The sequence below is a fragment of the Nioella ostreopsis genome (genome assembly GCF_004000255.1).
Lineage (GTDB): Bacteria > Pseudomonadota > Alphaproteobacteria > Rhodobacterales > Rhodobacteraceae > Nioella > Nioella ostreopsis.
On the sequence record NZ_RCIQ01000013.1, the window covers coordinates 1 to 24,165 of the forward strand.

Consider the following 24,165-nt stretch of genomic DNA (forward strand, 5'->3'; position numbering starts at 1 on the left):
ATGACGATCTGCTGATCGGGGCCTATCTGGCGGATGATGGCGGCGGCAGCAACTCCGGCAGCAGCTACCTGATCCATGCCGCCGATCTCGCCACGCTCGATGCGGCCGATGGCACCACAGACGGGGTCATCGACCTGGGCAATGTGATGTGCTTCTGCGCGGGTACCCGGATTGCAACGCCCACCGGCTGCCGCGCGGTCGAGGCGCTGGCGATCGGCGACCGGATTCTGACGGCAGAGGGCCGTGCGGTCCCGGTGAAATGGATCGGCCGCCAGACGGTTGTCACCCGCTTCGGCCCTGCGGAAAGGCTAATGCCGGTACGGTTTGCGGCGGGATCGCTTGGGGCTGGCCTGCCTTATAAGCCGCTGACCGTCACCGCCGATCACGGGATGCTGGTCGAGGGCGTGATCTGCCATGCTGGGGCTTTGGTGAATGGCACCACGATCACGCGGGTGCCACTCGCAGAGATGGGAGAGACCTACACGGTCTATCACATCGAAACCGAGGACCACGAGATCATCCTCGCCAATGGCGCTCCCGCCGAAACCTTCATCGACAACGTTTCCCGCCGCGTCTTCGACAACTTCGCCGAGTTCGAGGCGCTCTACGGCGACGTGCCCGAGATGGAAGAGCTCCCCTATCCCCGCGCCATGTCCTCCCGGCAGGTTCCGGGACGCATCGCGTCAAAGCTGGTGGGGCGACAGGTTGCGTGATGATTGCTCCGGCGCGGGTTTCCTGCGCTGAAGCACCAGTTTGGAACTGCGAAAATCACAACAGTGTAAAAAATACACTATCATTATCCTTCCGGTTTGGATAGGCTCGCCTCATCACATTGAGAATCACAATCGAGAGCTTTTCCATGACCCGTTTTCCCATGATCCTTGCCGGTGCCGCCGTGGCGCTCAGTTCCGTTTCCGCCCATGCGCAGCAGGGTTATAGCTGGCAGCATTACGCGACCCTCTCTGCCGATCCGTTCCAATCCAATGTCACGCTGGTTTACGGGGTGCCCGAAACCGATGATCTGCAATTCTTCGCCAGTTGTCAGATCGGCGCGGGCGGGCCTTACGCCCTGGTGCAGATCGCGGCCGATACGGCGGGTCTGCCCAATGGCGCGCCTGTCTCGCTCTCCTTCACCGATGGGGCCGGGGCGGGCACCATCCTTGACGGCACGATCATCGGCGTGAATGCGGAGTTTGGCGTGACCGGGGTCGAACTGGCGCTGGAGCTGGACGATGGGCTGTTCAACCTGATGCGGGTGCGCGATGTGCTGAGCTATGCCATTCCCGGCGGGCAGGGGATCGAGATTGGTACTGCGGGCGTCGCCGGACCGATGGATCAGTTCCTGTCGACCTGCGCCGATCCGGTGGCAGGCGCGGCCCCCGTGACCGGGGGCGAATTGCCGCCGCCCGCAGGTGACGCCCATGGCTGTGAAATGCTGGGGCAGGTCCTGTCGCATACCGGCGACATGCCGCAGCAGATCACCCTGACCAATATGACCGACGGCTATCGCGGCGTTGTCTGGATCGACTATAACGGCAACTTCGTCGATATGGGGGCGCTGAACGCGGGCGAGACGATGACCATCGACAGCTATGTCACGCACCCGTTCATGATCACGGACGGGCCGGGCAACTGCCTTGAGGTGATGGTGACGACCGGCGGGCAGCCCGAGTTTTCGATCACCGCGCCGGGGCAGTTCTTCGGGAACGAGTGACGGGGCAGGGCGGCAGGGAACACCTAGCCCTTGTCGCCCTTCATCAGCCGGTCGGCCTTCTTGCGCACCAGCACGCTGCGCAGGTCGTGCATGGCCATCAGCAGCCGGTCGGTGACGTCTTCCAAAGCGGCATCATCGGCGCGGCTTTGCGCCCATTGGGCGGTCAGGTTCAGGTGGTCGATGGTGCGGTGGATGTCGTCGAGGTCGCGCCGGGCCAGCAGTGCCTCGCGCTCGGCCATCCACTCGGCAATGACCCTGGTTTCCTCAGGCGTGAGAACATGGTCGCCATGGGGTTTCACCCGGCCGTTCTTGATGTTCACGACCGCGATCTCGTTCATCTCGATCCGCCGCTGGCGGTTCTGGGTATCGACCCGATAGACCGCCGCGCCGTTTTCGCGGACCCGGAAGTAGAACTCTGGTAACTCTGACATGAAACGCCCCGCCGATCTGGCCAATGGCGGCCAATCTAGAAACGGGGCGCGACACTGTCAAAGCCTGTCAGCGCTTGCGGGCCACGAAATAGGGACGCTTGGCGGAGTTGTTGAAATCCTGCACTTCGGTGATCTCGAACCCGGCGGCCTCGATCCGCGCGCGCAGATTGTCTGCGGTCAGGTAGAGGATATGCGGGGCCTTGTTGATCAGCTGCATGCACGCAATGATCGGCCGGAATGGCGAGAACGCCCCGCCGATGCACACGGTCTTGGAAATCAGCAGCCCGCCGGGTGCCAGACGATCATGCATTTCAGCAAGCCCCGCGTCGAGATCATCCAGCAGGTGCAGGGCGTTGAAGGCCAGAACCGCGTCAAACGGGCCGTCCGGCAACACCCCCTGATCCGCCGCCGCGCGAATGAACCTTAGGTTTTGCAGGCCCGCGTCCCAGCATTTTTCCCGCCCGATCTCGACCATCTTGCCCGAGACATCCGTGGCCACGTAATCCGCGACGGCAGGAGCGAGGTCAATCGCCGTGCTGCCGGTGCCACAGCCGATCTCCAGCACCCGGTCGCCGGGTTTGAGATAGCTGCGGGTGTGATCGAGCGTTGCCTGGTAGGCGGCGATGTCTTTCACCGGATGGGCGGCGTATTTCGGGGCGATCTTGTCCCAGAAGGCGGTGGCGGCGGCTGTCATGGTGTGTCTCCTTTGACGGCAGGAGGTATCTGGCGGACATACTAAAAGAAATTGCAGAAATCCGCAGTCAGTTTATACGAATATGCATGAATTGGGCAGCGATCTCCTTCGACTGGAACCAGGTGCGCGCCTTCCTTGCCACGGTGGAGGAGGGCACGCTGTCGGGTGCGGCGCGGGCTCTGCGACTGACGCAACCGACGCTCGGGCGGCAGGTGGCGGCGCTGGAGGAGAGCCTGAACATCACGCTGTTCGAACGGGTCGGCAAAAGCCTGATCCTGACGCAGGCGGGCATGGATCTGCTGGAACATGTGCGCGCCATGGGGGAGGCGGCGAACCGGATTTCGCTGTCTGCTGCGGGCCATGTGCAGGAGGTGCGGGGCGAGGTCCGCATCTCGGTCGCCGATGGCTATGCCGCCTATATCCTGCCCGATATCCTGAAGCGCCTGCGCAAGGAAGCCCCTGGACTGACCATTGAAATCGTTGCGGAAAACCGCGTTTCGGACCTGCGCAGGCGCGAGGCGGATATCGCCATCCGCCACATGCGGCCCGAGGACCCGGAGCTGATCGGCAAACGCCTGCGCGACGGAACCGGCAGTTTCTACGCGTCAAAGGAATGGCTGGACCGGAATGGCAGGCCCTCAACCATGGCCGATCTCGAAAAGCTTGAGATGATCGGCATCGACCGGCCCGAACGGATGGTCATGGAGCTGAACAAGCGCGGTATCCCGGTCAGCCATTTGAACTTCCCGATCCGCACGCTGAATTCGGTGGTGGCCTGGGAAATGGTGCGCCGTGGGCTTGGGGTCGGCGTGGGATCGGACCTTGTGGCGGCCGGCACGCCCGAGGTGGAACGCCTGCAGATCGAGGGGCTGGCCCCGATTTCCTTCCCCAACTGGCTGGTCACGCATCGAGAGCTGCGCAACAGCCGCCGCATTCGGGTGGTGTTCGACCTGCTGGCGGAGGAGCTGGGGTAGTGATCCGAGCTGAATAGGGGTCAATTAGCCCACGGGATTTCCCTTTGCGGACTCAAGGCGAAGCCGACGCGCCATCGCCGACGCGCCCCCACGCGGAGGCGATTTGGTGAGGCTGGGAGAGCCAGTTGAGCCGCGAAGATGCGGCAGAGATAAAGTGGTCCCCGAATGGGTTCAGAACGCCACCGCGCGCGTCGACAATGGCGCTTGATGGCCCCACAGCCGTCTCAGCTGTTCCTGCGCCCCGAGAACAGGCTCGCTTCCTCGGCGGCCCTGCGCAGTGCGCGGGACTTGTTCACGGTTTCCTGAAACTCGGCCTCGGGGTCGCTGTCATAGACGACGCCGCCGCCCGCCTGGATATAGAGCTTTTCATCCTTCAGAACCGCCGTGCGCAGGGCAATACACATATCCATGTCGCCACCGGCGCTGAAATAGCCCACGCCGCCGCCGTAGACGCCGCGCTTTTCCGGCTCCAACTCGTCGATGATCTCCATCGCGCGAACCTTGGGTGCGCCGGACACGGTCCCGGCAGGCAGACCCGCCAGCAGGGCCGAGAGCGCGTCGTGGTCGTCCGACAGCTCGCCCACGACGTTCGACACGATATGCATGACGTGGGAATAGCGTTCAATCACGAATTCCTCGGTCGGGCGCACGGTGCCGATCTTGGACACGCGACCGGTGTCGTTGCGGCCAAGGTCCAGCAGCATCAGATGCTCGGCAAGTTCCTTCTGGTCGGCCAGCAGGTCCAGTTCCAGCGCCTTGTCTTCCTCGGGCGTCGCACCACGGGGACGGGTGCCTGCGATCGGGCGAATTGTGACCTCGCCGCCGAAGACCCGCACGAGGATCTCGGGGCTGGCGCCAATCACCTGGAAGCCGCCGAAATTGAAGAAGAACATGAAGGGCGAGGGGTTGGTCCGGCGCAGCGCGCGGTAAAGCGCGAAGGGCGGTTCGCGGAATTCCTGCGTCCATCGCTGCGAGGGCACGACCTGAAAGATATCGCCCGCGCGGATGTAATCCTTGGCGGTCTCCACCGCCGCGAAATAGTCTGCTTTCGCAAAATTCGACACGGGTTCCGCCACCGCATGGGCCTCGCCCATTTCGCGGGCGGCGGTGGTGGGCGCGCGTTCCAGATCGCGGACCGCGTCCATGACCCGCTCGGCGGCCTGCGCATAGGCCGCGCGGGCCGACAATCCGCCCCCGACCCAGGCGGGGGAGACGACGGTCACCTCGCCCTTGACCCCATCGAGAACCGCGATGACCGAAGGCCGGATCAGCACCGCGTCGGGCAGGCCCAGAGGGTCAGGGTTCACATTCGGCAGATGCTCCACCAGCCGGATCATGTCATAGCCGAGATAGCCGAATAGCCCTGCCGCCGCAGCGGGCAGATCGTCGGGGATGTCGATGGCGCTTTCCGCCAGCAGCGACCGGATCGCCTTCAGCGGTGGTTCCGAACAGGGGTCGAACGCATCCCGGTCATAGCGCGCTGACCGGTTCAGGCGACTGTCCTCGCCCCGGCATTCCCAGATCAGATCGGGTTTCATGCCGATGATCGAGTAGCGCCCACGCACCTCGCCCCCGGTGACGGACTCGAGGATGAAACTGTCGCGGCCGGCATCGGCGAGCTTCATCATCACCGACACGGGCGTGTCCAGATCGGCGGCAAGCCTGGTATAGACCAGCTGGTTCTTGCCCTGCGACCAGCCTTGGTCGAATGCCTCGAAGGACGGGGTCAGTGCCATGGTGCCTCAGGGAAACTGTGCGTTGACCGCATTGATGACAGCGGAATCGAGGGAAATGCCGATCTCGGTTTCCAGCGCCTGGCCGAAAGCCTCGAACACATCCGCCGCGATGGAATTGGCAATCTGCGCCCCGAAGAGCCCCTGAAGCGCCGCCACCTCGGGCGTGCCACGGGTGCCCTGGTTGATGCTGTCGAGCCGGGCGATATAGGCTGCGCGGGCGCCGGGAATGACCACCATGTCGCCGGGGGCGTCCAGCTGGAACACCTGCGGCACCAAGGTGGGCGGCGCGTCGGGGATGAAATCCTGACGGCGGATCTGGTCTTCGGTTGTCAGCGCAAGCCCCTGATCCTCCAGGTTGCCGGTCAGAGCAAGGTTCGCCAGGATCGCATTGGCACGCTCCTCCAGCCGGATGCGCAGCTGAGTGGCGCGCCAGGCGGCGGCGACCTCGGCTTCGATCTCTTCCAGCGGCGGGATGGACGGCGGCACGACCGCGTCGAGGCGCAGGGCGAACTGGCCCCCGTCAGAGAGGCCCAGAAGCTCGGGGAAATCGCCGTCCTGCGCGGCGGCCGCGGCCTCGGCGAAGCTGTCATAGGCGGCGATGCCCTGATCCATGCCGTCGAACCAGTCGATGGTGCCGAACTGCATGGCGGTTTCCTCGGCCAGTTCTTCCAGCGTGGCGCCCCCGGCCAGCAGGTCGTCCAGATCCTCGCGCATGTCGTCGATGGCGCGGCGGGCGGCGTCCTCGGCCAGTTCATCGCGCAGATGTTCGGCAGCGTCTTCATAGGGCACTTCGGTCGCGTCCAGCACCGCGTTGATGCGGAACAGTGCGGGGCCGAAACGGCTTTCGAGCGGGCCGATGATTTCGCTTTCGGTATCGGCGAAGATCACCTCGGCGGCAGCGGCGGCAAGGTCGGTTGCGGCGGTTTCGCCAAGATCCACGTCATCGAGCGTCAGGCCCCGATCCTCGACCAGCGTGTCGTAATCGGTTTCCCCAGCATCGAGCGCGGCGCGGGCGGCATCGGCTTCTTCCTGGCTGGGGAAGACCAACCGTTCCAGCAGGCGGCGTTCGGGCTGGACATATTCCGCAATGCGTTCGTCATAAAGCTCGCGGATCGCTGCAGGGTCGACCTCGACCTCATCCATGATCATGTCGGGGATGATCCAGGCGTAAGAGATGGTCCGGCTTTCCGGGCGTTCGAAGCGCTGGCCGTTCTCGTCGTAATATTCCTGCAATTCCTCGGGCGTCGCGGCGGCCAGACCGGCGGTCAGGTCGGTTTCGGTGACGCGGGCAAGGGTGAAGCTGCGGGTTTCGGTCTGATAGGCGACCATGATCTCGGTAAAGCTGTCGGGTGTCGGCAGCCCGCCGATAACGGCTGCCTGCAGGATCGAACGGGAGACATCCTCGCGGATGGTTTCCTCGAATTCCTCGACGCCGTAGCCTGCCTGTGTCAGCGCCAGTTCATAACCTGCGCGGTCGAAATTTCCGTCGATGCCCTGAAAGGTGGAGGTCGTGGTGATCTGGCGCGCGACTTCTTCGTCCCCGACAGAGAGCGACATTTCACCGGCTTCATGGGTCAGGGCGGCGCGGGCGACCAAACCTTCCAGAATGGCACGGTCGAGCCCGGCATTGCGCAGATCGGTCAGCGTCTGGTAGGGGCCGCCTTCCGCCGCCTGCGCACGCAGCTCCGCCTGGATGGCGCGGGCATAGGCATTGGCCGAGATCGAGGCGTTACCGACCGAGCCGACCTGAACGGCGGAATTGCCGAAATTGCCGATGCCGAAGCCAGCAAGCCCAAACATCAGAAGGGCAAGAATGGCCCAGACGAAATAGTCTGACAGCTTCCGTTTGCCTGCGCGTCGTGCCATGCCGGATATCTCCCTTGATCTGGCTCTGAAGCGCAGGTTTAGGGGGTCGCGGCAAGGGGGGCAAGGGGCTCAGAGGGAAAGCTGGGAAATCCTGTGCCCAACTTCGGCCAAACCGGCGGCATCCGCATTGGCAAAGGCGATGCGCAGGGTGGTTTCGGCCTGACCCGATCCGCCTTCGTGCTTGAGGGGGCCGAACATGGTGCCGGGCAGGGTCAGAAGGCCCGCTTCCGTCACCATGGCCTTGGCGACCTCATCCGAGCGCATGTCGAACGGGTGGCGCACATAGGCGAAATAGGCCCCGCAACCGAGCAGCTCCCAGCCCGACAGCCGCTGAAAGGCAGTTTCCATGGCAGCGCGGCGATTGAGGATCTCCAGCCGCTCGCCCGCCAGCCAGTCGGCAAGGTTCCGCATTCCCCACAGCGCGCCGATCTGGCCGACCTGGCTGGGGCAGATGGCGACGGTGTCGAGGAACTTCTCAACTTCAAACAGCCGCTCGGGGCTGGCCACGATGGCGCCGACGCGGTGGCCGGTGAGGCGGTAGGATTTGGAGAAGGAATAAAGCTGGATCAGCGTGTCGTCCCAGTCGGGATCGGCAAACAGATCATGTGGCGCACCTTCGACCGAATGGAAATCGCGATAGGTTTCATCGACGATCAGCGCAATCTTGCGGCGGCGGCAGAGGTCGCGGAAGGCGGCCATGATCTCGGGCGGATATTCTACGCCACCGGGATTGTTGGGCGAGATCAGCACGATGGCGCGGGTGCGCTCGGTGATCAGAGTCTCCGCCGCGTCAGGATCGGGGATCAGGGTTTCGCCGGTTGCCAGCAGTTGCGCCTCGACCCCGGTCATATCCAGCCACATCTTGTGGTTGAAATAATAGGGCGTGGGCAGGATCACCCCGTCGCCTTCGCCCGCCAGCGTCGCCATGACCGCGCAGAACGCCTGGTTGCAGCCAGAGGTGATCGCCACCTGATCGGGCCGGACCGCGCCGCCATAGCCGTCGGACCATTGTGCGGCCAGTTCGCTGCGCAGCTCCTCACGCCCCAGAACCGGGCCGTAAAGATGGCTGTCGGCCTGCGTCAGCAGCGCCTCTGCCATGGCCTGTCGCAAGCCTTCGGGCGGGGGATCGACGGGCGCAGCCTGGCTGAGATTGATCAGCGGCCGGTCGGCGGGGAAGGTGACCCCGTCGACCCAACGCCGCGCCTCCATCACAGGGGGCGGGAAGGTGGCCGCGAATCTGGGGTTCAGCACATGCATGGCGCGCCTCATCGGATGGGTGTCTTAGAAGGGAATCTCGTCATCCATGTCGTTCGAGCGACCACCGCCACCCTGGCTGCTGCCGCCGCCGCCACCGCCGTAGCCGCCGTCACGGTCATCTGGGTAGCCGCCGCCACCGCCATAGCCGCCGCTTTGACCGCCACCACCATAGCCGCCGCCGCCACCGCCGCCTTCGCTACGGCCGTCAAGCATGACCAGCGTGCCGCCGAAGCCTTGCAACACGACCTCGGTCGAATAGCGGTCCGCGCCGGATTGGTCCTGCCATTTGCGGGTTTGGAGCTGGCCCTCGATATAGACCTTGCTGCCCTTGCGCAGATATTGCTCGGCCACGCGGACCAGACCTTCCTGGAAGATGGCGACGCTGTGCCATTCGGTCTTTTCACGCCGTTCGCCGGTGTTGCGGTCTTTCCAGGTTTCGCTGGTGGCGATGCGCAGGTTGCAGACTTTGCCGCCATTCTGGAACGACCGAACCTCGGGATCGCGTCCCAGATTGCCTATCAGAATGACCTTGTTGACGGACCCAGCCATGATCTCTCCCCGTTATTCGAATCTCAAGCACAGAAGCACGGAGCTTAGATCACCGCAACACGGTTAAGAAAACCCAAATGCGCGGTCGATTGCCAACCGGGCTGTGGCAAGCTGGAAATGCCGCATCTTTTCCGTATATTGCGGCGAGTTGCAAACGAAGCGAGGGCGCATGCTGCCTGCGAAAGCCTGTCTTTATGTATTTGCCATGATCTGCGGGAGCGCAGGAGGGGCGCTGGCGCAAGGCCTGAGTTCCGACCGTCTGAGCCGGTTCAGCGAACAGCTGGACCTGCTCGACAGCCGCGCGGCCACCCAATACGAGTTTTCCGACCGGCTGCGTCCTGACAGCGAGGCCGAGGAGACCATCCCCTATTACAACGGCAGCTACAACGGCCCCTGGCTGGAGGTCGCCCGCTCTGCCGCGCGCCGTCATGGCATTCCCGAAGATCTGTTCCTGCGGCTCGTGCAGCAGGAAAGTGCATGGGATCTGGATGCGGTCAGCCATGCAGGCGCGATCGGGCTGGCGCAGCTGATGCCCGATACGGCAGCGCTGCTTGGGGTGGACCCGCATGACGCCAATGAAAACCTCGACGGCGGCGCGCGCTATCTGGCGCAGCAATATCGCCGCTTCGGCAATTGGCGTCTGGCGCTGGCGGCCTATAACGCCGGGCCCGAGGCGGTCGAGACCCATGATGGCGTGCCGCCCTATGCCGAGACGCAGGAATATGTCCGCGCGATTCTGGGCGCCTGATCAGCGCGCATGAACATCCTGTGGCGTCATCCCCCCGGCAGACAGACACCGTCATAGCCGCGTCCGGTGGTGCGGGTCATGCGCGACGGGCGATGCGGCAGCCGGCAGGCCACCAGCGTGTAGCCATCTGGATTGCCCGGTATCGACGACAGGAGCGCGCCCGCGCGGTCGAGCAAGGTGGAGTCGCCGGGGGCCAGAACGATGGATTGTGCGCAGGGGCTGGGGTTTTCTTCGCCAGGCAGGCACAGGCCCACGACAATCTCGTGATCGCAGAGATTGGTCGCATCCAGATTGTCCTCGGCCCCCTGCGTATAGCGCACGCAGCCATTCACATCGGCCCTGAGCGAGGGGCGCTGATACGCGCCGGTAAGACTGTCCACCAGGACGGGAACCGCGAAGGCCATGCAGGTGGCGAACAGCAGACCGGCCCAGATCGGCACCCTGCGGGGCTGGCCCTTTCGCTCGAACAAGGTCAGTGCTGCAAGCGCGAACCATGCGCCCAGAAACACCATGCCCCCGGTGATCTCCGGCAGCCAGGGCGACGCCCGCCAGTATGGCTGGATCCACGCCAGGAGATGGGGCAGCACATAGGCCGAGGCAAGCGCGACAAGCAGCACCCGCCGAAACGAGATGCCGCCGCGCCCATGCGCCACGATGATGGCAAAAAGCCCCCCGAAGAGGCCGAAGAAAACGGAACCGTCAGAAAAGCCGGGCATGGATCCTCGGATATGGGGGCAGGGACTGCGAACGCGGCGCGTCGCAATTGGCTCAGTCTGGCGTGCAATGCAATGATTTGCCAAGCCGATTCCGTCACGTAGCCGTCGCCGGTCTTGAGGCTGTACGGACGCGGCTGGCTGCGCCACAATCGCCGCTATGCTACGCCTGACCGCGCCCCTTCTGATGCTTGTCCTCTTGATCGCCCCGCTGAGGGCCGATCCCGTTCCGCCGGATCTGGGCGCTTTGCTGGATATCGCGGAAGCCCCCTTTCAACAGCGCGACGCGGTCGAACGGCAATTGGCTGGGGCCTTGCCGCAGTTCAGCCCCTCGCCTGAGCCCGCGCAGCCCGGACCCACTGTGGGGGATTTGTACTACTGGTCGCTCGAAGGCCGCTTCGGCCTGCATATCGCAGGAACAAGCGCCCCCGGCGGTTTTGTGACCTGCGCCCGCTACGGGCGGATCACGCTGGACCGCCTGCAGGAGCTGCCAAGCTCTGATCCGCGTGTCTTTCCACTGATGCGGCAGGCGGCGATCCTGCATGACGACGCCAGCGCCTGGCCGGAACAGGCGGTGGCCCGGCTGGTCTGCCAGGTGACATGGGACGATGGCCGCAGGGTCGCGCCGCTGGAGCGTGATACCGTCGAGGACCTTCTGTCGGACAGGTTCGCAACAATCCTCAGTCGTCCGGATCCGGCCGAGCGCCCAAATTCGGTGCGGGTCTTCGGGCCGGGGGGCTACGTGATCGAAGGGCAGGGCGGGCCTGCGGACATGATCCGGGTGGTGGACCACGCAGAGGTCAGGCAGGTGGCCACGCACCAGTTGATCCTGCTGCGCGGCTTTCTGTTGGGCGGGGGGGCCTAGTTGCCGCGCCAGATCCAGCCGCCGCCGAAAATGCGGCTGCCTTCGGGGTCGTAGAACACGCAGGCCTGACCGGGGCTGACGCCTTCCTCGGCCACGATCAGTTCCACCTCGGCCTCGGTGTCCGAGATCGGGCGGATCACCGCCTCGCGCGGGGGGCGGGTGGAGCGGATCTTGACCGACAGGTGCCATTCGGGCCGCGACGTGAAGGGCTCGTCCCCAAGCCAGTTGATCTCGCGCACGGGGACGATCCGCCTGGACAAAGCCTCTTTCGGGCCAACCACAACCTGCCGCGACTCCGGGTCCAGCTTGACCACGTAAAGCGGCGTATCCAGCCCGCCAATTCCCAATCCGCGGCGCTGGCCAATGGTGTAGTGGATGACGCCGCGATGCTGTCCCAGAATCGTGCCATTCATATCGACGATATCGCCGGGATCGGCCGCACCTGGACGCAGTTTCTCGATCACCGAGGCGTAGTTTCCATCCGGGACGAAACAGATATCCTGACTATCGGGTTTATCCGCGACCGGCAGCCCGTATCGCGCCGCCAGTTTCCGCGTTTCGTCCTTCGAGGGCAAATGGCCCAGGGGAAAGCGCAGGAACTCCAGCTGTTCCTTTGTGGTCGAGAACAGGAAATAGCTTTGATCGCGGGACGAATCGGCGGCGCAATGCAATTCGGCCCCGTTGGTGCCGTCCATTCGCTGAATATAGTGTCCGGTTGCCATGCAATCCGCGTCGAGCTCTCGGGCGGTTTCGAGAAGGTCCTTGAACTTCACCCGCTCGTTGCAGCGGATGCAGGGCACTGGCGTGGCCCCGGCGAGGTAGCTTTCGGCGAACTCGTCGATCACCGCGTCCTTGAAGATGTTTTCGTAGTCCAGCACGTAATGGGGGAATCCCATTTCCTCGGCCACGCGCCGCGCATCGTGGATGTCGCGGCCCGCGCAGCAGGCGCCTTTCTTGGCCAGTGCCGCCCCGTGATCATAGAGCTGCAAGGTCACGCCGATGACGTCATAGCCCTGTTCTGCAAGCTCTGCCGCTACGACAGAGCTGTCGACACCGCCCGACATCGCCACCACGACCCGGGTTTCGGAGGGCGGTTTGGCAAAGCCAAGAGAGTTCACGGGATGTGGGTCAAGGGGCATGGGCGTCTCCGGGGGTTTGAGGCGCAATATAGGAAAATGCCACCCATCCTCAAGGGACGTGCTTACCGGCTGTTAAACTTATTGCGACAGGGTGGCCCCAAACCCGAGCGGTGAGAGGAGCGCCATGTATATCCGACGTGTCAAAGGGGTCCATTCCGTTACCCTTCCCGATGGCAGCGTGATGACCCGCGCCGATCTGCCCAGTGCCTCGACCAGTCGATGGGTTGCCAGCCGGAAAGCGGCGGTGGCGAACGCTGTGTCATATGGCTTGCTGGATCGTGAAGAAGCCTGCCGCATTTACGCTTTGTCCGAAGAAGAATTGGACAGCTGGACACGCGCCGTTTCCGAACATGGGACGCAGGCATTAAAAGCAACAGCCCTGCAGAGATTTCGTGCTTAATGCAATTTTGGGATTGCATTAATGGATTTTTTCGGAAGACTATCTAAAAAGATAACTTGAAATTAACGAAGTGTGCCCATGGTCGTAACCAGTTCGAAAGATTCGGAGAGTTCGTGATGCGTGTCTTGCTTGTAGAAGATGATCCCACCACCTCGAAAAGCATTGAGATGATGCTCAGTCATGCCAATCTTAATGTCTATTCGACCGATTTGGGGGAAGAGGGCGTCGATCTTGCAAAGCTCTACGACTACGATCTGATCCTTCTCGACCTGAACCTTCCTGACATGAATGGGCACGAGGTGCTGCGCCAGCTGCGCCTGGCCCGTGTCGATACCCCGATCCTGATCCTGTCAGGCTCCGATGATACCGAAAGCAAGATCAAGGGATTTGGCTTCGGGGCCGATGACTACCTGACAAAGCCCTTCCATCGCGATGAACTGGTGGCGCGCATCCACGCCATCATTCGCCGGTCCAAAGGTCATGCCCAATCCGTGATTCGGACGGGGCGGATCAACGTCAATCTCGACGCCAAGACTGTCGATGTGGATGGTCGCTCGGTGCATCTGACCGGCAAGGAATATCAGATGCTGGAACTGCTCAGCCTGCGCAAGGGCACCACGCTGACGAAAGAGATGTTCCTCAACCATCTTTATGGCGGCATGGACGAGCCGGAGTTGAAGATTATCGACGTCTTTATCTGCAAATTGCGGAAAAAGCTCTCGCAGGCCACAGGCGGCGACAACCATATCGAAACGATCTGGGGCCGGGGTTATGTACTGCGCGATCCGATAGAAGAGGCGCAGCCGCAGGGCTTTGCCGCCACGGCCTGAAGCGCTCTCACATCTGGACCTCCCGGTTGCGGCCTCCTATCACTTCAGGAGGCCGTGACAGTTTCGAGGGGCAGAGATGGCAACGCAATCCGAGACACCGGAAGACCGGGCGAGGGCCGTGACAGAGGCCGAGGCCCCCGCACGGCTGAAGGACCTGGCCGAGGCCATTGCGCGGGCCAATGACGCCTATCACCGGAAAGATGCGCCCGAGATCTCGGATGCGGAATACGACGCGCTGAAGCGTGAGAACGCGGCTTTGGAGGCGCGCTTCCCGGCCCTGAAACGTTCCGACAGCCCGACAGATCAGGTGGGCGCCGCCCCGGCGGAGGGGTTTTCCAAGGTCACCCATGCGGTGCGGATGCTCTCGCTTGGCAACGCGTTCGAGGATGAGGACGTTGCGGAATTTGCCCGATACATCCGCAATTTCCTGGGCCTTGCTGCCGATGCGCCGCTGGCCTTCACGGCGGAACCCAAGATCGACGGGCTGTCCCTGTCGCTGCGCTATGAAAACGGGCGCCTGGTGCAGGCCGCGACCCGTGGCGATGGCGAGGTGGGAGAGAATGTCACCGCCAATGCCCGAACCATCGCCGATATACCGCAGACACTCACCGGCGCGCCGGAGGTGCTGGAAGTGCGCGGCGAGGTCTATATGTCCCACGCCGATTTCGAGGCCCTGAATGCGCGGCAGGCGGACCGGGGCGGCAAGACCTTCGCCAACCCGCGCAACGCCGCCGCCGGTTCGCTGCGCCAGCTGGATTCGGACATCACCCGCGAACGCCCGCTGAAGTTCTTCGCCTATGCCTGGGGCGAGCTGTCGGAACCGCTGTCCGACACCCAGATGGGCGCCATCGAGCGGTTGAATGCGCTCGGCTTCCAGACAAATAACCGCACGAAGCTTTGCGACACGACCGAGGCGATGCTGGCCCATTACCGCGACATCGAACAGGCCCGCGCGACGCTTGGCTATGATATCGACGGAGTTGTCTACAAGCTCAACGATCTGGCGCTTCAGGCTCGGCTCGGCATGCGCTCCACCACGCCCAGATGGGCCATCGCCCATAAATTTGCGGCCGAACTGGCCTGGACCCGGCTGGAGGCCATCGACATCCAGGTGGGCCGCACCGGCGCGCTCAGCCCTGTTGCGCGGCTTTCCCCGGTCACGGTCGGCGGTGTCGTCGTGTCGAACGCGACGCTGCACAACGAGGATTACATCGCCGGGCGCGATTCCAGCGGCAACCAGATCCGCGAGGGCAAGGACATCCGCGTGGGCGATTGGGTGCAGGTCTATCGCGCCGGGGACGTGATTCCGAAAGTGGCGGATGTGGACCTGACGAAACGGCCCGAGGGTGCGCAACCCTACGCGTTTCCAACGCTATGCCCAGAATGCGGGTCCGATGCGGTACGCGAGGAAGGCGACGCGGTGCGCCGCTGCACCGGCGGGCTGATCTGCCCCGCGCAGGCGGTGGAAAAGCTCAAGCATTTCGTCAGCCGCGCCGCGTTTGATATCGAGGGGCTCGGCGCCAAGCAGGTGGAGCAGTTCCACAAGGACGGCTGGATCGCGGAACCCGCCGACATTTTCGAGCTTCAGGCGCGCTATGGCAGCGGTTTGCAACAGCTGAAGAACCGCGAGGGCTGGGGCGAGAAATCGGCGGAAAACCTGTTCAAGGCAATTGAAGAGAAACGCTCCATCCCCCTGAAACGGCTGCTGTTTTCCCTCGGGATCCGGCATGTGGGCGAGGTGGCGGCGGCGGACCTTGCCCGCCATTTCTCGACCTGGGAGGCTCTTGCGGAAACGGTGGATCGCGCACAGCCCGCCGCCGACGCGGCCCGCACGGCGGATGAGGCCATCGCAACCGAACGCGCGCGCGCGGCCGATGAGGGCCGCCGGGCCCAGATCAGCGCCACGCGAGAGGCAGCCTGGCAGGACGTTCCTGCCGAGGCGCGCGCGGCCTGGGATGAGATCACCGGCATCGACGGGATCGGCGCAACCGTGGCGCAGGCGCTTGTGACGGCCTTCGGGCAATCCCGCGAGCGGGCGTCGATCGACCGGCTGGTGACCGCGTTGACCGTGCAGGCAGAGACCGCGCCCACCACGTCTGGCAGCCCTGTCGCGGGCAAAACCGTGGTCTTCACCGGCACGCTGGAAAAGATGACCCGCGCCGAAGCCAAGGCGCGGGCCGAGGCCTTGGGGGCGAAGGTCTCTGGGTCCGTTTCCGCCAAGACCGATTTGCTGGTGGCGGGGCCGGGGGCTGGCTCGAAGGCGAAAAAGGCCGCCGATCTGGGCGTGGAAACCATTGATGAGGACGCGTGGCTCGCGTTGGTCGGCGATGGTTGAGATGCCAAAGGGACGCCCGGAAATCCTCTTCCCTCTCTTTGCAGAGCTGGAGGGGCTGGATGGGATTGGCCCCAAAACGGCAAAGCATTACAAAGGTTTGGGCGTTGAAACGCCCAAGGATTTGCTCCTGACCCTGCCGGTTGGTGGCGTCGACCGGACCCGGCGGGCCAGCATTCGCGACGCGGTGCTGCCGGGGGTCGTGACGGTCGAGGTCGAGATTGGCCCGCATCGCAAACCCGCCTCTCGTGGCCGGCCCTACCGGGTGCAGGTGACGGACGCGGCGACCAGTTTCGAACTGGTGTTCTTCCATGCCCATGGGGATTATTTGCAGCGGGTTTTGCCGACGGGCAGCCGTCGTCTGGTGTCGGGCAAGGTGGAGCTTTTCGACGGGCTGGCGCAGATGGTTCATCCCGATCACATCCTACCGATTGCCGAGGCGGATGAGATTCCAGCCTATGAACCGGTCTACCCCCTGACCGCTGGCGTCACCCAGAAAGGGATCACAAAGGCCATCGCCTCGGCCCTGCCGCGCGCGCCCTATTTCGGGGAATGGATTGATCTGGAACTGCTGAAATCCCGCAAATGGCCCGCCTGGCCCGATGCGTTGGAGCAGCTGCATTGCCCCGATGGCCCCGAAACCCTGTCGCGCAGCCACCCGGCGCGGGAGAGGCTGGCCTATGATGAGCTCTTGGCCCATCAGCTGACGCTTGGCCTTGCGCGGCTGAAACTGAAACGCGCCAAGGGGCGGGTCAGCGAAGGTGACGGGGCGTTGCGGGCCAAGGTATTGAATTCGCTACCCTATCGACCCACGGGGGCTCAAGACAGGGCGATTGCCGAGATCGCTGCCGATATGGCGCAGCCGATCAAGATGAACCGTCTTCTGCAAGGCGATGTGGGTGCGGGCAAGACGCTGGTGGCCCTGATGGCCCTGTTGGTCGCGGTCGAGGCTGGCGGGCAGGGGGTGATGATGGCGCCGACCTCGATCCTTGCCGCGCAGCATTTCGACGGGCTGAAACCGCTGGCCGAGGCGGCGGGGGTGCGCCTGGAAAGCCTGACGGGGCGCGACAAGGGGGCGGAGCGGCGGGAAAAACTGGCCGCACTGAAATCGGGCGAGATCGGCATTCTGGTCGGCACCCATGCGGTGTTTCAGGATGATGTGGAGTTCGCTGACCTGCGGCTGGCCATCGTCGACGAACAGCACCGGTTCGGGGTGCGCCAGCGGGTGAAGCTGGGCCAGAAAGGCGCGCAGGCCGATGTGCTGGTGATGACGGCGACGCCCATTCCCCGCACACTCAGCCTCGCCACCTATGGCGACATGGATATCTCGGTGCTGGATGAGAAACCGCCGGGCCGCAAACCGGTGCGCACCGCACTTGTCAGCACCGCGCGGATGGATGAAGTGGTGGATCATCTGCGTCAGGCGGTGGCCGAGGGGCGGCAGGCCTATTGGGTCTGCCCGCTGGTCGGCGAAAGCGAGGCGGTGGAAATGACCGCTGCCGAGGAACGCTTCAAGCATCTGCGCGCGGCCCTGGGCGAGGGTGTGGTGGGGCTGGTCCATGGTCAGCTGCCGCCCGCCGAGAAGGATTCCGCAATGGCCGATTTCGTGGAAGGGCGGGCCCGCGTTCTGGTGGCGACCACGGTGATCGAGGTGGGCGTGAACGTGCCCAATGCCACGATCATGGTGATCGAGCAGGCGGAGAATTTCGGGCTGGCGCAACTGCATCAGCTGCGCGGTCGCGTGGGAAGGGGCGAGGGGGCCTCGACCTGTCTGCTGCTTTATCGCGCGCCGCTTGGGGAAACCGCCACGCGGCGTTTGCAGGTGTTGCGCGAGACCGAGGACGGGTTTCGCATTGCCGAGGAGGATCTGGCCATTCGCGGCGCGGGCGATTTGATCGGCACCGCGCAATCGGGGCTGCCGAAGTTCCGGGTGGCGGATCTGGAGGGGCAAACAGCGCTGATGAGCATCGCGCAATCGGATGCGCGGGCGCTGCTGGACCGGGACCCGGAGATGATCAGCCCAAGGGGGCAATCGGCGCGGGTTCTCTTGTGGTTGATGGAGCAGGAAAAGGCGATTGGGTTGATCTCGGTTGGGTAAGAAAGGTTAATAACCTATTAACCATCGTTAACCATTGGACCGGGTTTGTTCTCAAATGTTCTCATAAAGTTCTTGCATTGCGGCGGTGAATATGAGAACAAAGCGTTAACACGCACCAAGTTGTTCAGGAATTGGAAACCATGATCACCCAGATCCGCCAGATTCTCGAAAGTTCGCGCGACTCCTTGCTCTATGATTTCGCCGGTGTTCTGGCGATCGGAGTCATGACACTTGGCGCCCTGCATCTGCCCGGCGCGCTCTGACACGCCTGCCGTTCTGCCTGCGGTCGTACCTCCGGATGGCTTCTCAATAGCTGCGGGTCTGTCCCCAACCCCGCGCTGCCTCTGCCTCAGGGTTCTTGGAACTGCCTGTCCAAGACCCGGCCCCCGGACGCCCCGACACGCATACCTGCCGCCGCCTCCGTGCCCCGGAGTGCGGCGGTTTTTTTGTGCTGGGTGATCAGGCGCAGGAGGCGGCGGCTTCCGCGTCTGCCATGGCCTGAGCGGTGGCCTCGAACGCCAGCATGATCGAGGCATGGCGGTTCTTGTAATCGCGGGCGGGCTCCAGCACTTCGTAACCGGAAAACGGGGCCTCGGGCGGCGGGGCACCGTCCTTCAGCATGGCGCGCAACTGGTCGCGGCCCCGTTCCACCTCGGCGCGGCTGCGCCCGATGATATGGGCCGCCATCAGCGCGGCAGAGGCCTGACCAAGCGCGCAGGCTTTCACATCCTGACCGAAACGGATGATGCGGCCGTCTTCGATATCGAGATCCACAGTCACGGTCGAGCCGCAGAGCGGCGCGCGTTTTCGCACGGTCGCCTGGGGGGCCTCCAGCCGGTCGGTCAGCGGAATATCTGCCGCCAGCGCAAGAATGCGCTGCGAATAGAGTTTGATCAGGTCGCTTTCGGTGCTCATGGGCTTTTCCCCCGCGCTTGTGCCCTATAGGTAGCGGCCAATCACAGGATTGCAAAGGGTGCTGGTCATGAGCTTCGATCCCGCAACGCTGACATATACCGCTGACGGGCTGATCCCCTGCATCGCGCAGGAGGACGCCACGGGCGAGGTGCTGATGATGGCCTGGATGAACGCGGAAGCGGTGGCGCGGACGCTGGAGACGGGCCGGGTCACCTATTGGTCGCGCTCGCGGCAGAGCTTTTGGGTGAAGGGCGAAAGCTCCGGCCATGTGCAGGAGCTGGTGGAGCTGCGCGTCGATTGCGACCGGGATTGCCTGCTGGCGCTGGTGCGCCAGACCGGGCCCGCCTGTCACACCAACCGGCGGAGCTGTTTCTATACGGCGGTGCGGGAGGGGGACGAGGTGGAGATCATGGCGCCCATGGTCTGAGGCCTGTGCCTTGCGGCTTCTGTTGGACGCCTCCGGCGGGAGTATTTTGGCCAAGAAGAAGGGGCGGGCGCGTTAAGGTTAACGGGGATGCGTAAGGATCTCGTTAAGCTTGGGGGAGCCCGACCATGCGGCGGATGTCACCGGGGGTGAGGCCATCTTCGCGATATGTGCGGATGGCGCGGGCGTCGTCGCGTTTCGCAAGGCGTTTGCCGTGCTGGTCCCGGATCAGGCGATGGTGGTGATAGCGGGGGGTCGGCAGGCCGAGCAGCCGTTGCAGAATGACATGGATGCGCGTGGCGTCGAACAGGTCCGCGCCGCGCACCACATCGGTGATGCCCTGTGCGGCATCGTCGAGCACTACGGCCAGATGGTAGGATGTTCCCATGTCCCGGCGCGCGATCACCACATCGCCAATGTCGCGGTCGATTTCGTCTGGGGTGAATTCGACGAGGCCGCGTGGGATGCCCTCGCCATTGCCCAATTCCTCGAATGCGGCGACGCGCGTCGTACCGATCCGCCGGGTGTAGACGTCATTGGCCCGGGCAGCCTGCGCCATGTCGAGCCGCAATGCACCAGAGGGGCGCGGGATTAGGTGGCCATGGGAGTGCGTTTTTGGTCGGCAGGTGCCGGGATAGATGATCCCGTCAGGCCCCAGCAAGGGGGCGCCTTCCTGCGGGGCGGAGGCGGCCTCGGCGATATCGCGCCGTTTGCAGGTGCAGGGATAGAGCAAGCCGCGCGCCCAGAGCGCGTCGAGCGTTTCGGAATAGCTGTCCAGCCGCTCGGATTGGCGCATCACCGGCCCGTCCCAGCCGAGACCGAGCCAGGTGAGATCCTCGTAGATCAGATCCTCCCATTCCGGCCGCGCGCGGGAGCGGTCGATATCTTCGATTCGGAGCAGGAACTGACCGCCGCGGGCGCGGGCCATGTCATGGGCCAGGATTGCCGAATAGGCATGGCCCAGATGCAGGGGGCCGGTTGGAGATGGGGCGAAGCGGGTGCGAAAGGTCACGTCTTTTCAAACACGTAGACGGTCGACTTCAAGCCGATTCCCGGAAGGTGATCGCCATGTTCCTCGAGGCGCAGAACGAGGTCTGCCCGCGCCTTGTTCGCGGCGACCTTGCTGGCGTAGCCCGGATCGGCTAGCGCCTTGTCGTTCAGCGAATAGAGCAGGAGCATGCCGGGTTTCAGCGCGTCGACCATCAGGTCGATCAGCTCGGGTGGGGCCGCGCCATGGCCGAGAACCCCGACGCCTGCAATGACATCATAGGCGCCCTCGGGCAACGGCGCCCCCGGTTCGGTGAGCGTCAGGTTGCGATAGATCGCGCGTTTCTCGGCCACGGCCATCATGTCGGCCGAGACATCGACCCCGTCGAAGAGCGAGAACCCCGCCTTTGCAAATGCCACGGCGGACAGACCCGTGCCGCAGCCCACGTCGAGGATCGCCACATCTGGCGACAGGCCGAGGCTGGCCAGGGCTTCCGCCGCCCGGCGCGGCAGGGCGTAGCCGTTTTCCATGATCTCCGCATCATAGCTCGCGGCCCATTTGTCGTAATGGGCTTTCACGTCTTGGGGATCCGTCAGATCGTAGGTTGAGTCGAGAAAACTTCTGGCCATGATCCAAGGCTAGCAGCGTGGTTCAAGCCACGTCCAGCCATTCCTGCCACGCGGATTTCGCACGGTCGGTATAACCTTTGTAGCGCGCCTTGCGGTTCTTGCGCCCGCCTTTCAGATCAACGGGCGGGAAGAGGCCGAAATTCACGTTCATCGGCTGGAAAGTCTTGGCCTCTGCCCCGCCGGTGATGTGGTGGATAAGCGCCCCCATTGCGGTTTCCTGCGGTACGGGCGGCAGGCTGTGCCCCAGCACCTCGGCGGCAGCGAGCCGACCGGCCAAGAGGCCCATGGCGGCAGATTCCACATAGCCCTCGACCCCGGTAATCTGGCCGGCAAAGCGGATATGCGGCTTGGAGCGCAGGCGCATCTCGTGATCCAGCAGGGTGGGCGAGTTGATGAAAGTGTTGCGGTGGATGCCGCCAAGGCGCGCGAAACGGGCGTTTTCCAGACCGGGGATCATACGGAACACTTCGGTCTGTGCGCCATATTTCATCTTGGTCTGGAAGCCCACGATATTGAACAGCGTGCCAAGCTTGTTGTCGCGACGCAGTTGCACCACAGCGTGGGCCTTGATGTCGGGCTGGTGCGGGTTGGTCAGGCCCACGGGTTTCATCGGCCCATGGCGCAGGGTTTCGCGGCCGCGTTCGGCCATGACCTCGATGGGCAGGCAGCCGTCGAAATACTTGGCGGTTTCGCCCTCGTGGAACTCTGTCTTGTCGGCGGCCAGCAGGGCGTCGATGAAGGCCTCGTAGGTGTCGCGGTCCATCGGGCAGTTGAGATAGGCGGTGCGCTCTTCCTCGGTCTCGCCCTTGTCGTAGCGCGACTGCATCCAAGCCTTGGACATGTCGATGCTGTCGGCATGAACGATGGGGGCGATGGCGTCGAAGAAGGCGAGGCTGTCTTGCCCAGCCTCCTGCGCGATGGCCTCGGCCAATGCGCCGGAGGTCAACGGACCGGTGGCAATGATCGCGGGGCCGTCATCGGGCAGGGCGGTCACTTCCGCCTCGCTCACGGTCACGAGGGGATGGCTGCGCAGCCGGTCGGTGACGGATTGGGCGAAATTCTCCCTGTCCACGGCCAGAGCGCCGCCTGCGGGCAGGCGATGGCGGTCGGCCATTTCCATGATCAGGCCGCCGGCCGCACGCATTTCCCAATGCAGCAGCCCGACGGCGTTCTGTTCGTCATCATCGGAACGGAAGGAATTGGAACAGACCATTTCCGCAAGGTTGCCGGTCTGGTGCGCAAAGGTGCCCACACGCGGGCGCATTTCGTGAATGACCACGGGAACGCCAAGATTGATCGCTTGCCAGGCGGCTTCTGAGCCGGCCATGCCGCCGCCGATAATGTGGATCGCTTTTGTCATGATCGGGGATGTAGGCTAGGGGAGCTGATTTGCCAAGCCACGCAGTTGCGATCAGGCGAGACGCTTTTCACCCTTGCGATACGGCGCAAACTGTCCGCCGCCGAACAGCGCCACAGGAACGGCGGTTGCCGCGGCTGCGATGGCCAGCCATGCGCCATACACCGTCTGGATTTGCATGGCATCGAACCAAAGGGTGAGCCCGCAGAGCAGGGCCGCCCCAAGCATGGCGACTGCCCGGCTGCGGATGCCGACGAGAAGCCAAACCGCCGTGGACAGGATAAGAGCGCAGAGCACAATGATGGCGGTCCATTCCACGCCGTGGATTCCGCGCGTGCCGGCGCTCCAGTGCAAATCGATAACCGCAAGCGCCTCGATCGCGCCTGTTGTCAGCAGGAAAGCGGTCAGCATCCTGCACAATAGATGTGTCATCTGCCAGAATGTCATAGAGAGTCTGCCTGTGCGCTGCAATTTTTTTTATTAACAATAATCGTTAATGAAATATCTTAAAGCCGAAACGTTGCAAAAGCATCTTTGCAAGAACCAGGAGGGCTTACTCTATATTCAAAAGGTTAGGTTGCGACTGTTCGAAAGAGGAAATGATCCAGCTCATGGCATCGATTGCGGCCTGGTCTTTTTTCCTGGAACTGTGAAATGCCGCCCAGAAATCCACGTTGATTGGGTCGATGTCGTCAAACGCTGGTTGAAATTCCGAATTCTGTTTTGCCAGAAAGGTGGGAAGCAACACTGGCAGGCCGGTCGATTTCGAGATTCGGAATGCATCGAAGAAATTGGCGGCGCGGAGAGACGGGGGGCGCCGGAACAGCGCCCGTGCGCGGCGCATCGGCTCGAAATCATCATGCTTGTCCACGAGCCCGACCCAATCGTCGCCGAGGTCGGAGGATGACTTGCTGAAGATGTTGAATTCCATTTTGCCCACACGGCGAGTGATAAGACTGCCGCGATCGGGCGGGGCGTCCATGATCATTATGTCGACATCACCAAGACCCGACCGCGATGTGCGGTTGTGAAGTTCTATCGTGTAGCCTTTGTTTTTAGATAGAAAATCACCAACATTGGAAGACAGAACGCCACCCAGAACAATGGGCGGTGCCCCGACGCGGATCATGACGGGGTTTGCGGCGTCGGATTTCAACGCGATCTGATTGCGCTCCGCGTTCAGCTTTCCTTCGAAGTCTTCGACCAGAAAAAGCAGGCTTTCCAGGTCAGGGTTCAGCTTCCAATCTCCTGATGTCTTGATGAAAAGCGGAGCGCCCAGTGTCTGGCCAAGACGTTCGATCCGACGGGAGACGGTCGCCACATTCGCACCAAGATGACGGGCAGCCGCGACCATCGTACCGCTTTTGTGTACAGCGAGAAAATATTTCAGATCGTCCCAGTTGTCCATCTTGAGGAACTTCCATTTGTCTTCGTCACGCCAGCTGTCCGCTGGCCATTCCCTATACTAGGGGAAATGACAATGGAAAACAGGCAATTGACGATCAA

The 24,165-nt window shown here is 63.3% G+C and carries 25 protein-coding genes; 11 read left to right on the forward strand and 14 right to left on the reverse strand.

Annotation, left to right across the window (positions count from 1 at the left end; all coding sequences use genetic code 11):
• Together EP237_RS13795 and EP237_RS13800 are read left to right on the forward strand one after the other, a co-directional pair.
• On the forward strand, positions 1-713 hold a 713-nt coding region (locus EP237_RS13795), incomplete at its 5' end, for a Hint domain-containing protein (RefSeq protein WP_164744710.1).
• A gap of 146 nt (positions 714-859) precedes the next feature.
• Complete coding sequence (locus EP237_RS13800) at positions 860-1,714, forward strand: hypothetical protein (protein ID WP_127561489.1); 855 nt, start codon at positions 860-862, stop codon at positions 1,712-1,714.
• A 23-nt stretch (positions 1,715-1,737) separates the two neighbouring features.
• Here the strand turns inward: EP237_RS13800 and EP237_RS13805 are convergent, their stop codons facing one another.
• Both EP237_RS13805 and EP237_RS13810 read right to left on the reverse strand, forming a co-directional pair.
• Entirely contained in the window at positions 1,738-2,145 is a 408-nt protein-coding gene (locus EP237_RS13805) for a Rossmann-fold NAD(P)-binding domain-containing protein (protein ID WP_127561490.1), read from the reverse strand.
• A gap of 67 nt (positions 2,146-2,212) precedes the next feature.
• Positions 2,213-2,839, reverse strand: coding sequence for a class I SAM-dependent methyltransferase (locus EP237_RS13810; RefSeq protein WP_127561491.1), 627 nt, complete (start codon positions 2,837-2,839; stop codon positions 2,213-2,215).
• Positions 2,840-2,925: 86 nt separating this feature from the next.
• On the opposite strand from EP237_RS13810, the gene EP237_RS13815 reads away from it, so the two are divergent.
• The gene (locus EP237_RS13815) at positions 2,926-3,813 is read left to right on the forward strand and encodes a LysR family transcriptional regulator (protein WP_127561492.1); all 888 of its coding nucleotides are present in this window, start codon (positions 2,926-2,928) and stop codon (positions 3,811-3,813) included.
• A gap of 224 nt (positions 3,814-4,037) precedes the next feature.
• Here the strand turns inward: EP237_RS13815 and trpE are convergent, their stop codons facing one another.
• The 4 genes from trpE to EP237_RS13835 form a co-directional block, all read right to left on the reverse strand.
• Positions 4,038-5,549 (reverse strand): anthranilate synthase component I, encoded by a 1,512-nt coding sequence (trpE, locus tag EP237_RS13820; RefSeq protein ID WP_127561493.1) that lies wholly within the window; start codon positions 5,547-5,549, stop codon positions 4,038-4,040.
• A gap of 6 nt (positions 5,550-5,555) precedes the next feature.
• Positions 5,556-7,415, reverse strand: a complete 1,860-nt coding sequence (locus EP237_RS13825) for a peptidylprolyl isomerase (RefSeq protein ID WP_127561494.1) — start codon at positions 7,413-7,415, stop codon at positions 5,556-5,558.
• A 69-nt stretch (positions 7,416-7,484) separates the two neighbouring features.
• Complete coding sequence (locus EP237_RS13830) at positions 7,485-8,684, reverse strand: aminotransferase (protein WP_240661642.1); 1,200 nt, start codon at positions 8,682-8,684, stop codon at positions 7,485-7,487.
• Between the two features lie 12 nt (positions 8,685-8,696).
• Positions 8,697-9,221, reverse strand: coding sequence for a single-stranded DNA-binding protein (locus EP237_RS13835; protein ID WP_127561495.1), 525 nt, complete (start codon positions 9,219-9,221; stop codon positions 8,697-8,699).
• Positions 9,222-9,426: 205 nt separating this feature from the next.
• On the opposite strand from EP237_RS13835, the gene EP237_RS13840 reads away from it, so the two are divergent.
• A complete protein-coding gene (locus tag EP237_RS13840) occupies positions 9,427-9,969 on the forward strand; it encodes a lytic transglycosylase domain-containing protein (protein WP_240661643.1) in 543 nt (180 codons plus the stop codon).
• 26 nt (positions 9,970-9,995) lie between these two features.
• Here the strand turns inward: EP237_RS13840 and EP237_RS13845 are convergent, their stop codons facing one another.
• On the reverse strand, positions 9,996-10,685 hold the full coding sequence (locus EP237_RS13845; RefSeq protein WP_127561497.1) for a hypothetical protein: 690 nt from the start codon (positions 10,683-10,685) through the stop codon (positions 9,996-9,998).
• A gap of 157 nt (positions 10,686-10,842) precedes the next feature.
• On the opposite strand from EP237_RS13845, the gene EP237_RS13850 reads away from it, so the two are divergent.
• Positions 10,843-11,547, forward strand: coding sequence for a hypothetical protein (locus tag EP237_RS13850; RefSeq protein WP_127561498.1), 705 nt, complete (start codon positions 10,843-10,845; stop codon positions 11,545-11,547).
• On the opposite strand, the gene mnmA is transcribed toward EP237_RS13850, so the two are convergent.
• Positions 11,544-12,686 carry a tRNA 2-thiouridine(34) synthase MnmA gene (gene mnmA, locus EP237_RS13855; RefSeq protein WP_127561499.1) on the reverse strand — a complete coding sequence of 381 codons (1,143 nt, stop codon included), beginning with the start codon at positions 12,684-12,686 and terminating at the stop codon, positions 11,544-11,546. The two genes, EP237_RS13850 and mnmA, sit on opposite strands and share 4 nt — an antisense overlap.
• A 124-nt stretch (positions 12,687-12,810) precedes the next feature.
• Here mnmA and sciP point away from each other — a divergent pair, with 124 nt between their 5' ends.
• The 5 genes from sciP to EP237_RS23695 all read left to right on the forward strand — a co-directional run bounded on the left by sciP (position 12,811) and on the right by EP237_RS23695 (position 18,609).
• Complete coding sequence (sciP, locus tag EP237_RS13860) at positions 12,811-13,086, forward strand: CtrA inhibitor SciP (RefSeq protein WP_127561500.1); 276 nt, start codon at positions 12,811-12,813, stop codon at positions 13,084-13,086.
• Positions 13,087-13,202: 116 nt separating this feature from the next.
• On the forward strand, positions 13,203-13,916 hold the full coding sequence (gene ctrA / locus EP237_RS13865) for a response regulator transcription factor CtrA (RefSeq protein ID WP_127561501.1): 714 nt from the start codon (positions 13,203-13,205) through the stop codon (positions 13,914-13,916).
• Positions 13,917-13,992: 76 nt separating this feature from the next.
• Positions 13,993-16,251, forward strand: a complete 2,259-nt coding sequence (gene ligA, locus EP237_RS13870; protein ID WP_127561502.1) for an NAD-dependent DNA ligase LigA — start codon at positions 13,993-13,995, stop codon at positions 16,249-16,251.
• Positions 16,244-18,346: an ATP-dependent DNA helicase RecG gene (recG, locus tag EP237_RS13875; RefSeq protein WP_240661644.1), complete on the forward strand. Its 2,103-nt coding sequence runs from the start codon at positions 16,244-16,246 to the stop codon at positions 18,344-18,346. The genes ligA and recG overlap by 8 nt, the downstream gene beginning before the upstream one ends.
• Positions 18,347-18,486: 140 nt before the next feature.
• Positions 18,487-18,609 carry a hypothetical protein gene (locus tag EP237_RS23695; RefSeq protein ID WP_276317003.1) on the forward strand — a complete coding sequence of 41 codons (123 nt, stop codon included), beginning with the start codon at positions 18,487-18,489 and terminating at the stop codon, positions 18,607-18,609.
• Between the two features lie 196 nt (positions 18,610-18,805).
• On the opposite strand, the gene EP237_RS13880 is transcribed toward EP237_RS23695, so the two are convergent.
• Complete coding sequence (locus EP237_RS13880) at positions 18,806-19,261, reverse strand: iron-sulfur cluster assembly scaffold protein (protein WP_127561503.1); 456 nt, start codon at positions 19,259-19,261, stop codon at positions 18,806-18,808.
• Positions 19,262-19,328: 67 nt separating this feature from the next.
• Here EP237_RS13880 and hisI point away from each other — a divergent pair, with 67 nt between their 5' ends.
• Positions 19,329-19,688 (forward strand): phosphoribosyl-AMP cyclohydrolase, encoded by a 360-nt coding sequence (gene hisI, locus EP237_RS13885; protein ID WP_127561504.1) that lies wholly within the window; start codon positions 19,329-19,331, stop codon positions 19,686-19,688.
• A 103-nt stretch (positions 19,689-19,791) separates the two neighbouring features.
• Here the strand turns inward: hisI and gluQRS are convergent, their stop codons facing one another.
• The 5 genes from gluQRS to EP237_RS13910 form a co-directional block, all read right to left on the reverse strand.
• Positions 19,792-20,697: a tRNA glutamyl-Q(34) synthetase GluQRS gene (gene gluQRS, locus EP237_RS13890; RefSeq protein ID WP_127561505.1), complete on the reverse strand. Its 906-nt coding sequence runs from the start codon at positions 20,695-20,697 to the stop codon at positions 19,792-19,794.
• Positions 20,694-21,302, reverse strand: a complete 609-nt coding sequence (locus EP237_RS13895) for a class I SAM-dependent DNA methyltransferase (protein WP_127561506.1) — start codon at positions 21,300-21,302, stop codon at positions 20,694-20,696. Before EP237_RS13895 ends, gluQRS begins: the two co-directional genes overlap by 4 nt.
• 22 nt (positions 21,303-21,324) lie before the next feature.
• Positions 21,325-22,662, reverse strand: coding sequence for a methylenetetrahydrofolate--tRNA-(uracil(54)-C(5))-methyltransferase (FADH(2)-oxidizing) TrmFO (gene trmFO / locus EP237_RS13900; protein ID WP_127561507.1), 1,338 nt, complete (start codon positions 22,660-22,662; stop codon positions 21,325-21,327).
• A 51-nt stretch (positions 22,663-22,713) separates the two neighbouring features.
• Positions 22,714-23,106, reverse strand: coding sequence for a hypothetical protein (locus EP237_RS13905; RefSeq protein WP_164744711.1), 393 nt, complete (start codon positions 23,104-23,106; stop codon positions 22,714-22,716).
• A gap of 106 nt (positions 23,107-23,212) precedes the next feature.
• The gene (locus tag EP237_RS13910; protein WP_127561509.1) at positions 23,213-24,067 is read right to left on the reverse strand and encodes a LysR family transcriptional regulator; all 855 of its coding nucleotides are present in this window, start codon (positions 24,065-24,067) and stop codon (positions 23,213-23,215) included.
• Positions 24,068-24,165 lie beyond the last annotated feature (98 nt).